This window comes from Stenotrophomonas sp. 71799_Sma, assembly GCF_056482505.1.
The window spans coordinates 2153594-2165884 of record NZ_CM151202.1 but is presented as its reverse complement, the minus strand read 5'-3'; the positions used below and the strand labels follow the sequence as shown (position 1 = coordinate 2165884).

7 protein-coding genes are annotated in these 12291 nt (G+C 65.8%); 6 read left to right on the top strand and 1 reads right to left on the bottom strand.

Annotated features, from left to right (window positions below; translation table 11 throughout):
- Window positions 1-3 precede the first annotated feature (3 nt).
- The 6 genes from ACZK4Z_RS10030 to ACZK4Z_RS10005 all read left to right on the top strand — a co-directional run bounded on the left by ACZK4Z_RS10030 (window position 4) and on the right by ACZK4Z_RS10005 (window position 9394).
- Complete coding sequence (locus tag ACZK4Z_RS10030) at window positions 4-2382, top strand: methyl-accepting chemotaxis protein (RefSeq protein ID WP_125895427.1); 2379 nt, start codon at window positions 4-6, stop codon at window positions 2380-2382.
- A 512-nt stretch (window positions 2383-2894) separates the two neighbouring features.
- Window positions 2895-4246 (top strand): IS3-like element ISStma2 family transposase gene (locus tag ACZK4Z_RS10025; protein WP_132810585.1). Its coding sequence is split into 2 segments (ribosomal slippage): window positions 2895-3342 and window positions 3342-4246, totalling 1353 coding nucleotides; the frame shifts between segments, so codons are not numbered across the junction.
- Between the two features lie 304 nt (window positions 4247-4550).
- Window positions 4551-6824, top strand: a complete 2274-nt coding sequence (locus ACZK4Z_RS10020) for a methyl-accepting chemotaxis protein (protein ID WP_125895858.1) — start codon at window positions 4551-4553, stop codon at window positions 6822-6824.
- A 37-nt stretch (window positions 6825-6861) separates the two neighbouring features.
- Window positions 6862-7731 (top strand): CheR family methyltransferase, encoded by an 870-nt coding sequence (locus ACZK4Z_RS10015; RefSeq protein ID WP_088025867.1) that lies wholly within the window; start codon window positions 6862-6864, stop codon window positions 7729-7731.
- Window positions 7728-8324: a chemoreceptor glutamine deamidase CheD gene (cheD, locus tag ACZK4Z_RS10010; protein ID WP_008264676.1), complete on the top strand. Its 597-nt coding sequence runs from the start codon at window positions 7728-7730 to the stop codon at window positions 8322-8324. The genes ACZK4Z_RS10015 and cheD overlap by 4 nt, the downstream gene beginning before the upstream one ends.
- Complete coding sequence (locus ACZK4Z_RS10005) at window positions 8321-9394, top strand: protein-glutamate methylesterase/protein-glutamine glutaminase (RefSeq protein WP_125895860.1); 1074 nt, start codon at window positions 8321-8323, stop codon at window positions 9392-9394. Before cheD ends, ACZK4Z_RS10005 begins: the two co-directional genes overlap by 4 nt.
- 273 nt (window positions 9395-9667) lie before the next feature.
- Here ACZK4Z_RS10005 and acnB read toward each other — a convergent pair whose 3' ends face one another.
- Window positions 9668-12259, bottom strand: coding sequence for a bifunctional aconitate hydratase 2/2-methylisocitrate dehydratase (gene acnB / locus ACZK4Z_RS10000; protein WP_125895861.1), 2592 nt, complete (start codon window positions 12257-12259; stop codon window positions 9668-9670).
- Window positions 12260-12291 lie beyond the last annotated feature (32 nt).

The window sequence follows — 12291 nt, the reverse complement described above, 5'->3', positions numbered from 1 at the left end:
CCCATGCCGTGGATCAACAACCTGAAACTGATGCCGAAGCTGCTGCTGACCTTCGGTGTCCTCCTGCTGGTGATGCTGCTGCAGGGTATCGTCGCCTATCGCGGCCTGCACTCGCTGAACAACGTCACCACCGAGCTGGCGGGTTCTCGCATGGAGAGCATCCGCATGGCCGGCGAGATGCGCGGCATGCTGGGTGAATACCGCAACGCCGCCTATCAGCAGCTGATCCGCGCCAGTGACGACGTCAAGGCTGATGCACGCAAGCAGACCGTCGAGCTGCGTACCAGCATGGACAAGTCGATCAAGGACTATCCGAAGCTGGTCGACAACGCACAGCAGAAGAAGCTGTTCGACACCTTCGCCAAGGAGTGGAAGGATGCCCTGGCCTCCTATGACAGCGTCACCGAGATGCTGGAACTGGACCTGCCGGACGACGCCATCGATACCTTCGTCGGCGAGACCCGCACCAAGCACCGCAAGGCCGCTTCGGCGCTGGAAGCGCTGATCGCCGAAGACAACCGCCTCGCCCGCGCCTCGCGCGAAGAGGCCGAATCCACCTACTCCGCCTCGGCCGTGCTGACCGTGATCGCCCTGCTGGGCGGCGCCGCACTCGGCCTGGTGCTGGTCTGGCTGTTTGCCCGTGCCCTGGTCGGCAGCGTGCGCGGCGCCGTCTCGGTTGCCAACGATGTGGCCGGCGGCAAGCTCGATGGCCACATCGACGTCAGCCGCCAGGACGAAGTGGGCGAACTGATGCAGGCGATGCAGCGCATGCAGCGCGACCTGCGCGAGCGCACCGAAACCGACCAGGCCATCGCCCGCGAGAACCTGCGCATCCGCACCGCGCTGGACTACAGCTCCACCGGCGTGTACCTGACCGACACCAGCAATACCATCGTCTACACCAATCGCGCCCTGCAACAGACCCTGAGCCAGTACCAGGACGACGTGCGCCGCGACCTGCCGGACTTCGACGCGCAGGCCTCGCTGATCGGCAAGCCGGTCACCGTGCTGGAGCATCGCGGCGAGATGGACCAGACCCTGCTGGGCAACCTGAAGGCACACGGCGTCGCCCGTCGCCCGATGCAGTACGGCGATGCCCAGTTCGCCCAGGTGGTTTCCACCATCCGCAATGAAGGCGGCGACACCGTCGGCTACGTGGTGGAATGGCGCGACCGCACCCAGGAAGCGCAGGTGGAAGCCGAAGTGGCCCGCGTGATCGCCCAGGCCGCCGCTGGCGACCTGTCCGGCCGCATCGATGCCACCGACAAGGAAGGCTTCTTCCTGCAGCTGGCCCAGCAGATCAACGGCCTGCTGGATGCCAACGCCGGCAGCATCGAACAGATCTCCGGGCTGCTTGCCGCACTGTCGCAGGGTGACCTGACCGTGCGCATGCACGGCGACTACCAGGGCGTGTTCGCCCGTATGCGAGACGACGCCAACGCGACCGCCGCGCAGCTGAGCGAGATCGTCACCCGCATCAAGCAGTCCAGCCGCGCGATCAGCTCGGCCGCCGGCGAGATCGCCTCGGGCAACAGTGACCTGTCGCGCCGCACCGAGCAGCAGGCCGCCAACCTGGAAGAAACCGCCGCCTCGATGGAGGAGCTGACCTCCACCGTGCGCCAGAACGCCGAGCATGCCCGCCAGGCCAACCAGCTCGCCATCGGCGCGCACGGCGTGGCCTCGCAGGGCGGTGAAGTGGTCGGCCAGGTGGTCACCACCATGTCGGCCATCCAGGCTTCGTCGAAGAAGATCTCGGAGATCATTTCGGTCATCGACGGGATCGCCTTCCAGACCAACATCCTGGCGCTGAACGCCGCGGTGGAAGCCGCACGCGCCGGCGAACAGGGCCGTGGCTTTGCCGTGGTCGCCAGCGAAGTGCGTACCCTCGCCCAGCGCTCGGCCGCCGCGGCCAAGGAGATCAAGGGCCTGATCGATGATTCGGTCGGCAAGGTCAACGACGGCTCGGCACTGGTGCACAAGGCCGGCGCCACCATGGGCGAGATCGTCGCCTCGGTGCAGCGCGTGACTGACATCATGGCCGAGATCTCTGCGGCTTCGCAGGAACAGAGTGCTGGCATCGAGCAGGTCAACCAGACCGTGGTGCAGATGGACGAAACCACCCAGCAGAACGCCGCGCTGGTGGAAGAAGCCACCGCCGCCGCACGCGCAATGGAAGAACAGGCCGGTCACCTCAGCGAGGCCGTGTCGATCTTCGTGGTGGATGAAGCCGAGACCGTGGTTGCCCCGCGCATCGCCGCTGCCCCGGTCCCGCGTGCTGCCGCACCGGCCGCACCGGCCCCGGTCGCCCCGCCGGCCCGCCGCACCGCCGGTGGTCGCCCCATGGCCACCGAACTGGCCGACGGAGACTGGCAGGAATTCTGATGCCTGCCTGACCTGATGTACGAGAACGCCCTGGCCCTGCGCTGGGGCGTTTTTGTTTACGGGGTATCTGGATATCCAGCCAACGGCGAAGCCCCTCGGGGTGGTCGCGGTAGGCGCGTGGCTACTGAGGGTTGGCCGGGAGGGTGGGCTGCGCAGGGGCCGCTGCAAGTACGTCCATGTAAGCTCGGTCGCCGCATCCATGCGGCTCACGCCCCTGCGCAGCCCACCCTCCCGGCCACGGACAGTTTCCGTGCGCGTCCACCCCGGATTGAAGAAAGAAGAGCAAGAGCAACAGCACCGCTTCCGGGTTCAGATTCGCTTTCCGCAGGAAAACGGATCTGCCCCCTCTTCCCACTTGGAAGGCCAACGCTCTTGCCGTCCGTCACAGGAATGCCGAGAGGGCTGGGTCGGGGTGGGCTGGCGGGACCGTTGGCGCCATGGATGGCGCCATCGAGCCCCCAAGGTGAAGTGACCCCCGGGAGTTGGACACCAGATCCAACCCCGAGGGATACATGAACAAATACGACGCGCGTTTCAAACTGCAGGTCGCCAAAGAGGCCTGCAAGACCTCCACATCGGTCAAAGCCATTGCCCGTCGCCACGGCCTGGAGTTCTCCACGGTCAGGCGCTGGGTGGCGACCTATCGGCTGCATGGTAGGCGGGGATTTCATCGCCAGGCCCGGTCCTATGACCTCCCGTTCAAACTGGCTGTCCTGGAGAAGATGAGCCAGGACGGCTTGTCCGGGCGGGAGGCCACCACCTACTTTCAAATTGGCGATGCCGGCGCGGTGGGACGATGGCGGCGCCTGTATGCTCAAGGCGGTGCCCAAGCGTTGGCACCCCCTCCGCCGCCGCCCCGAAAGCCGATGAAAAAGACCCGTTCGTCCAAGCCACCTGAGGATATGAGCCGCGATGAGCTGCTCAAGGAAGTCGCCTATCTGCGTGCGGAGACCGACTACCTAAAAAAACTCGATGCCTTGATCCGGGAAGAGCAGGCGGCGCAGGACGCAAAGCGCAAGCCGTCCAAGGATTGAGGCAGGTTCATACGCTGTCGCTTCTGCTCGAAGCAGCTGAGCTGTCACGCAGTACGTTCTATTACCAGAACCATGTCCTGGCCCATCCGGATCAGGATGAGGCAGCCCTGTGCGAGCGCATCCGTGCAATCTACGATCAAAGCCAAGGGCGCTATGGCTATCGCACGGTGACGCTGGAATTAGCCAATCAGGGTCATCGGACCAATCACAAGCGGGTTCAGCGCCTGATGGGGGAGATGGGACTGAAATCGCGGGTGCGTGTGAAGCGCTACCAGGCCTTCAAGGGGGCGGCCAATGTTGTGGTTGGCAATGACCTCAATCGCCAGTTCCATGCCGAGCGGCCCAACCAGAAGTGGGTGACTGACGTGACCGAGTTCAAGGTGCAGGGCATGAAGCTGTACCTGTCGCCGATCATGGACCTCTACAACGGTGAAATCGTGGCTTATCAGATCAAGCGTCGGCCCGTATTTGATCTGGTGGGTCAAATGCTGGAGGAGGCCATCAAGAAGCTTTCCCCGGATGAGCGCCCCATGATCCACTCCGACCAGGGCTGGCAGTACCAGCATGAAAACTACCGGCATATGCTGGAAAAGCACTCGTTGAAGCAAAGCATGTCCCGGCGCGGCAACTGCCTGGACAATGCGGCGATGGAGAGCTTCTTTGGAACGCTGAAGTCGGAGTTCTTCTACCTGAACAGCTTTGACAGCCTCGAGAGTCTGGAGGCTGGGCTGGTGGAATACATCCAGTACTACAACGAAGAGCGCATCAAACTGAAACTGAAAGGTCTGAGCCCGATAAAGTACCGGGAGCAGGCCCAATCGGCCGCCTGACCCCGTCCAAGTCTCGGGGGTCACTTCAAGGACGGGTTTACGGCGTGTCCCGCCAGCCCACCCCGATCCAGCCACCCACTGAAAATTCAGAGCCGACCAACCGCCGTTGCTGTTGCTGTTGCTGTTGCTGTTGCTTCAAAAGCCTGCCGCAGGCAGCGCCGCAGCCGCCGCTGCAAGGAAACCTGAATACGTTCGGACACCGCACCTCAATCCCCCGCCCGCGCGGCCGATAACGGGGTTGTCACCGCTTGTCCCGCTGTGATCGGCACGGCGCCGCCCGCCCGCTTCGACCTGGTCCTGCTCGATGAATCTCATGCATCGCTGGCAACACTACTTCAGCAACCTCTCCGTCCGGCGCAAGCTCAACCTGCTGACGCTGCTCATCGCGCTTGGCGTGATCGCGCTCTCGGTGATCGCCGCCCGCATGCAGTACCTCGACCTGACCGAGACCCGCAAGACCGCGCTGAAGACCCAGGTCGAACTCAGCTACGGCATCCTCCAGCACTACCATCGCCTGGCCGGTACCGGCGAGCTCAGCGAGGACGCTGCCAAGGCCGCCGCCCTGCAGGCGCTGGAAGTGATGCGCGCCGATAACGATGCCTACTACTTCAACATCTACGACACCGGCTACCGCCTGCTGATGCACCCGTTCCGCAAGGACCTGGTCGGCAAGGACATGAAGGACTTCCGCACCGACGACGGCGTGCGCATCTACTACGACCAGGTGGAAGCAGCCAAGGCCGGTGGCGGCTTCGTCAACTACCGCTGGGCCAAGCCCGGCAGCAAGGGCGAGGTCGAGAAGGTGGCTTACGCCGGCCTGTTCGCGCCCTGGAACTGGGTGGTCAGCAGTGGCGTCTACATGGACGACGTGCAGAAGCAGGCACTGGTGTTCACCGCCATCATGGCCGTCTCCGGTGGCGTGCTGGTACTGATCGTGCTGGCCCTGAGCTGGCTCATCGGCAACCGCATCGCCGTACCGCTGAAGCAGGCAACGGCCGTCGCCGAGGGTATCGCCCGCGGCAAGCTGGACAGCCACATCGGCCCGCAGCCGCATGACGAGACCGGCCGCCTGCTGGACGCCATGTCCGGCATGCAGCAGCAGCTGCACGCGGTGATCAGCGGCCAGCGCGAGATGGCGCGTCGCCACGACGGCGGCGAACTGAGCTACCGCATCGATGCCAGCGCCTTCCCCGGCGAGTACGGGCTGATGGTGCAGGAAACCAATGCTCTGGTCGGCGGCCACGTGCAGACCCTGCACGATGTGCTGGACGTGGTGCAGCAGTACGCGGTGGGCGATCTGAGCCGCGACGTCGCGCGCTACCCCGGCGAGAAGGCCGCGATGACCACCACCGTCGACACGGTCAAGGCCAACCTCGGCCGCATCAACGCCGAGATCAAGCAGCTGGCCAGTGCCGCCGCCGCAGGCGACTTCAGCCGCCGTGGCGACGCGCAGCGCTTCGATCACGATTTCCGCCTGATGCTGGAAAACCTCAACGCGATGATGGCGGTCAGCGATGACAACCTCGGCAAGCTCTCGCAGCTGCTGTCGGCCATCGCCGAAGGCGACCTGACCGCGCGCATGCACGGCGACTACCAGGGCGTGTTCGCACGCATGCGGGACGACGCCAACACCACCGTCACCCAGCTGACCCAGATCGTCGGCCAGATCCAGGCCAGCGCCGGCAGCATCACCCTGGCCGCCGGTGAGATCGCCTCGGGCAACAGTGACCTGTCGCGCCGTACCGAGCAGCAGGCCGCCAATCTGGAAGAAACCGCCGCGTCAATGGAGGAACTGACCTCCACCGTGCGCCAGAACGCCGAGCACGCCCGCCAGGCCAATCAGCTGGCGATCGGCGCGCAGGGTGTTGCTTCCCAAGGCGGCAGCGTGGTCGGCCAGGTGGTCAACACCATGTCGGCCATCGAAGCTTCGTCGAAGAAGATCGCCGAGATCATCTCGGTCATCGACGGCATCGCCTTCCAGACCAACATCCTGGCGCTGAACGCCGCAGTGGAAGCCGCACGTGCCGGCGAACAGGGCCGCGGCTTCGCCGTGGTCGCCAGCGAAGTGCGTACCCTCGCCCAGCGCTCGGCCGCCGCGGCCAAGGAGATCAAGGGCCTGATCGATGATTCGGTCGGCAAGGTCGCCGAAGGCTCCAGCCTTGTGCACCAGGCCGGTAGCACCATGGGCGAGATCGTCGCCTCGGTGCAGCGCGTGACCGACATCATGGCCGAGATCTCCGCGGCTTCGCAGGAGCAGTCGGCTGGCATCGAGCAGGTCAACCAGACCGTGGTGCAGATGGACGAAACCACCCAGCAGAATGCTGCGCTGGTGGAAGAAGCCACCGCCGCCGCACGTGCGATGGAAGAACAGGCTGGCCAGCTGGCCGACGCCGTGGCGATCTTCCGCCTGGACAACCAGGTCTCGGCCGCGATGAAGGCAGTGGCCGCGCGTGTCGAGCCGGTGCATGTTGCCGCCGCCGTGGCGCGTCCGCGGCCGGCTCCGACGCCAGCACCGGTCCGCCGCAGCAGCAACGCCAGCACCTTCGTCGCCAGCGACAGCGACTGGCAGGAATTCTGAGACCCACCCGCGGCGGCTTCGGCCGCCGCCTCTGCCGATGGACACGTCCCCCGTGCAAAGTCCTACTCCCATCGTCACCGGCCCGCGCGAATTCGAGTTCGCCGACCGTGATTTCCGCCGCGTCTGCGACCTGATCTACCAGCGCGTGGGCATCGCCCTCGCCCCGGCAAAACGCGACATGGTCTATGGCCGCCTGTCGCGCCGCCTGCGCACGCTGGGCATGCGCAGCTTCCAGCAGTATCTGGACCATCTGGAGCAGGAAGACGGTGACGAATGGCAGGCGTTCACCAACGCCCTGACCACCAACCTGACCTCGTTCTTCCGCGAACCGCACCACTTCGACAAGCTGCGCGAGGAGCTGCAGCAGCGCGCCAGCCGCACGCCGCTGCTGCTGTGGTCCTGCGCGGCGTCCACCGGCGAAGAGCCCTACTCGATGGCGATCACCGCCTGCGAAGCCTTCGGCACCCTGAAGCCACCGGTACGCATCATCGCCACCGACGTCGATACCCAGGTGCTGGCCACGGCCGGCCGTGGCGTCTACAACATCGACCGCGTCACCAGCCTCGACCCGGACCTGCGCCGCCGCTACTTCCAGCGCGGCAGCGGCCCCAACGAGGGCCAGTGCCGCGTGCTGCCGGCGCTGCGCGAGCTGATCGAGTTCCGCCCATTGAACCTGCTTGCCCCGCGCTACGACGTCGGCGGCCCGTTCGATGCACTGTTCTGCCGCAACGTGATGATCTACTTCGACAAGCCGACCCAGCGCGCGATCCTCGGCCGGCTGGTACAGCACCTGTCCGACGATGGCCTGCTCTACACCGGCCACTCGGAGAACTACCTGCACGCCGCCGACCTGATCCAGCCCTGCGGACGCACCCTGTACCGCCGTGCGGCAAAGGCCGGCGCATGAACGCATCGCTGCGTACCGATGATGTGATGCGTTACCAGGACGCGCGCTTCAAGACCATTGCGGCCAAGCTGCTGCCGACCCAGTACCTGGTGGTCGACGACACCACCGCGCTGACCACTACACTCGGCTCCTGCGTGGCCGCCTGCCTGCGCGACCCGGTGCTGAAGATCGGCGGCATGAACCACTTCCTGCTGCCCGAAGGCAACGCCGGCGATGGCGCACCCGCGCGCTACGGCAGCTACGCGATGGAACTGCTGATCAACGACATGCTCAAGCGCGGCGCGCACCGCAAGCGCATCGAGGCCAAGGTGTTCGGCGGCGCCAACGTGCTCAAGGGGTTCACCAGCAATCCGGTCGGCACCCGCAACGCCGAGTTCGTGCGCCAGTACCTGCAGGCCGAGCACATTCCGATCATCGCCGAAGACCTGTGCGGCATCCATCCGCGCAAGATCTGGTTCTTCGCCGATACCGGCCGCGTGGTGGTGCAGCGTCTGCCGCATGCCCATGAAGCCGAAGTGGCTGCGACCGAATCGGCCGTGCGTGCACGCCTGTCCAAGGCCCCGGTCACCGGCGGCGTGGAGCTGTTCGAATGACCCTGACCGGCAACGCCCCCTGCCGGGTCCTGATCGTCGACGACTCCGCCGTCGTGCGCCAGATGCTCACGGAAATCCTGTCCAGCGATCCGTCCATCGACGTGGTCGGCACCGCCGCCGACCCGCTGCTGGCGCGCGAGAAGATCAAGCGCCTGGCCCCGGACGTGATCACGCTGGACGTGGAAATGCCGCGCATGGACGGCCTGGCGTTCCTGGAAAACCTGATGCGCCTGCACCCGCTGCCGGTGGTGATGATCTCCTCGCTGACCGAACGCGGCGCCGACACCACCCTGCAGGCGTTGGCGCTGGGCGCGGTGGATTTCGTCTCCAAGCCGAAGCTGGACGTTGCGCGGGGCCTGCAGGGCTACGCCGACGAGATCATCGCCAAAGTGAAGATGGCGGCGCGTTCGCGCGTTCGCCCGCTGGTGCGCGCTGCCGCACCGAAGCTCCTGCTGGACGCCTCCCCAGCGACGCGTCCCGCCACGCCCCAGTTCCGCACCACCGACCGGCTGATCGCGATCGGCTCATCGGCCGGTGGCACCGAGGCCCTGCGTGTAGTGCTGGAAGGCATGCCCGCCGACGGCCCGGCCGTGGTGATGACCCAGCACCTGCCGGCCAGCTTCAGCACGGCTTTCGCCGAACGACTGGATCGCCATTCCGCCATGGCAGTGCGTGAGGCCAGCGACGGTGAAGCGGTGCTGCCCGGCCACGCCTACCTGCCACCGGGTGGCAAGCATCTGCGGATCATCCGCGACGGTGCGCGCTGGCGCTGCCGGGTCGACGACGGCCCGGCCGTGAACCGGCACAAGCCCGCGGTGGATGTGCTGTTCCGCTCGGTCGCGCAGAACGCCGGCGGCAACGCCATCGGTGCCATTCTCACCGGCATGGGCGATGACGGTGCACGCGGCCTGCTAGAGATGCGTCAGGCCGGCGCCCCGACGCTGGTGCAGGACGAGGCCAGCAGCGTGGTCTGGGGCATGCCCGGTGCCGCGTTCAAGCTCGGCGCCGCCGAGGAACAGGTGCCGCTGGAACGGATTGCGGAACGGTTGCTGGCGCTGGCGCGCGGCTGATTGCGCGCCCCGGCTCAAGGACTCCGCTTGCAGTAGATCCACGCCATGCGTGGATGCCGTTGTAGAGTCGAGCCACGCTCGACTCATCGCGCATGGCGCGAACAGCAGCCAAGCATGGACTCGGTGCTACAGGCCATCAGGCAACAAAAAAAACCCCGGCTTTCACCGGGGCTTCTTCGTTTCAACGGGTTGCCGGCCAGCGGCCGGCACTACCATGCGTCGTCGGCCCACAAAAAAACCCCCGGCGCGAGCCGGGGGCTTTTCGTTACCGCATCAGGCGGCGACCGTCTTGGCCACGTCCTGGTATTCCTCGATCTGGTCGAAGTTCATGTAGCGGTAGATCTCCGCACCATTGGCGTTGATCACGCCGATGTCCGCCATGTACTCCTCCTTGGTCGGGATGCGGCCCAGACGCGAGCAGATCGCCGCCAGTTCCGCCGAACCCAGGTACACGTTGGTGTTGCGGCCCAGGCGGTTCGGGAAGTTGCGGGTCGAGGTCGACATCGCGGTGGAACCTTCGCGGATCTGCGCCTGGTTGCCCATGCACAGCGAGCAGCCCGGCATTTCCATGCGTGCACCGGTGGCGCCGAAGGTGCCGTACACGCCTTCCTTGGTCAGCTCCGAGGCATCCATCTTGGTCGGCGGGGCCACCCACAGGCGGGTCGGCAGGTCACGCTTGCCTTCCAGCAGCTTGGCGGCCGCGCGGAAGTGACCGATGTTGGTCATGCATGAACCGATGAACACTTCGTCGATCTTGGCGCCGGCCACTTCGGACAGGGTCTTCACGTCGTCCGGGTCGTTCGGGCAGGCCACGATCGGCTCGTGGATGTCGGCCAGGTCGATCTCGATGACGGCAGCGTATTCGGCATCGGCATCCGGCTCCAGCAGCTCCGGGTTGGCCAGCCACGCTTCCATCTTCTCGATACGGCGCTGCAGCGAACGCGGGTCCTGGTAACCCTCGGCGATCATCCACTTCAGCAGGGTGATGTTGCTGTTGAGGTACTCGATGATCGGCTCCTTGTTCAGGCGCACCGAGCAACCGGCCGCCGAACGCTCGGCCGAGGCGTCGGACAGTTCGAACGCCTGTTCGACCTTCAGCTCCGGCAGGCCTTCGATTTCCAGGATGCGACCGGAGAAGATGTTCTTCTTGCCAGCCTTGGCCACGGTCAGCAGGCCCGACTTGATCGCGTACAGCGGAATCGCGTTGACCAGGTCACGCAGGGTCACGCCCGGCTGCATCTTGCCCTTGAAGCGCACCAGCACCGACTCCGGCATGTCCAGCGGCATCACGCCGGTGGCAGCGGCGAAGGCAACCAGGCCCGAACCGGCCGGGAACGAAATGCCCACCGGGAAACGGGTGTGCGAGTCACCACCGGTGCCGACGGTGTCCGGCAGCAGCATGCGGTTGAGCCAGCTGTGGATCACGCCGTCGCCGGGGCGCAGCGAGACGCCGCCACGGGTGGAGATGAACTCCGGCAGGGTGTGGTGGGTCTTCACGTCCACCGGCTTCGGGTAAGCGGCGGTGTGGCAGAACGACTGCATCACCAGGTCGGCCGAGAAGCCCAGGCAGGCCAGGTCCTTCAGCTCGTCACGGGTCATCGGGCCGGTGGTGTCCTGCGAGCCGACCGAGGTCATCTTCGGTTCGCAGTAGGTGCCCGGGCGCATGCCCTGGCCTTCCGGCAGGCCACAGGCGCGGCCGACCATCTTCTGCGCCAGCGAGAAGCCCTTGCCGGTATCGACCGGCTGCACCGGCAGGCGGAACAGATCGGTCGGGGCCAGGCCCAGCGCTTCACGCGCCTTGCCGGTCAGGCCACGGCCGATGATCAGCGGAATGCGGCCACCGGCGCGCACTTCGTCGAACAGCACTTCGGACTTGACCTGGAACTCGGCGATCACTTCACCGTTCTTCAGCGCCTTGCCTTCGTACGGACGCAGCTCGACGACATCGCCGTGCTCCATCTTCGACACGTCCAGCTCGATCGGCAGTGCACCGGCATCTTCCATGGTGTTGTAGAAGATCGGGGCGATCTTCGAACCCAGGCAGACGCCACCGGCGCGCTTGTTCGGGATGAACGGAATGTCATCACCGGTCCACCACAGCACGCTGTTGGTGGCCGACTTGCGCGAGGAACCGGTGCCGACCACGTCGCCGACGTAGGCGACCAGGTGACCCTTGTCCTTCAGCGACAGGATCTGCTGGATCGGGCCGCGCTTGCCGTCCTCTTCCGGGGTAAACGGCGCGTCGTCGCGCTTGTTCTTCAGCATCGCCAGGGCGTGCATCGGAATGTCCGGGCGGGTGGTTGCGTCCGGCGCCGGCGACAGGTCGTCGGTGTTGGTTTCGCCCGGCACCTTGAACACGGTGACGGTCAGGCTCTGCGGCACTTCCGGGTTGCTGGTGAACCACTCGGCGTCGGCCCAGCTCTGCAGCACGGACTGGGCGTTGGCATTGCCGGCCTTGGCCTTTTCCTGCACATCGTGGAAGGCATCAAACACCAGCAGGGTCTTCTTCAGACCGTTGGCGGCGATGGTGCCGACGCTGGCGTCGTCCAGCAGCTGCACCAGCGGGGCAACGTTGTAACCGCCGAGCATGGTGCCCAGCAGTTCGGTGGCGCGCTCACGGCTGATCAGCGGGTTCTGCTCGCTGCCCAGGGCGATCGCCGCCAGGTACGAGGCCTTGACCTTCGCCGCGTCATCGACGCCGGCCGGCACGCGGTGGGTCAGCAGGTCGAGCAGGAACTCGGCCTCGCCCTGCGGCGGGTTCTTCAGCAGTTCGATGACATCGGCCGTCTGCTGCGCGCTCAGCGGCAGCGGCGGGATGCCAAGCGCAGCGCGCTCGGCGACGTGGTGGCGGTAGGCTTCCAACATGACAACTCCCGGGTAATGCGTAGGTTGAAAAA

Bases quoted from the DNA above. Each gene is read 5' to 3' on its own strand.
- ACZK4Z_RS10030 (WP_125895427.1), top strand. From the start codon at position 4: ATGCCGTGGATCAACAACCTGAAACTGATGCCGAAGCTGCTGCTGACC.
- ACZK4Z_RS10020 (WP_125895858.1), top strand. From the start codon at position 4,551: ATGAATCTCATGCATCGCTGGCAACACTACTTCAGCAACCTCTCCGTC.
- ACZK4Z_RS10015 (WP_088025867.1), top strand. From the start codon at position 6,862: ATGGACACGTCCCCCGTGCAAAGTCCTACTCCCATCGTCACCGGCCCG.
- cheD (WP_008264676.1), top strand. From the start codon at position 7,728: ATGAACGCATCGCTGCGTACCGATGATGTGATGCGTTACCAGGACGCG.
- ACZK4Z_RS10005 (WP_125895860.1), top strand. From the start codon at position 8,321: ATGACCCTGACCGGCAACGCCCCCTGCCGGGTCCTGATCGTCGACGAC.
- acnB (WP_125895861.1), bottom strand. From the start codon at position 12,259: ATGTTGGAAGCCTACCGCCACCACGTCGCCGAGCGCGCTGCGCTTGGC.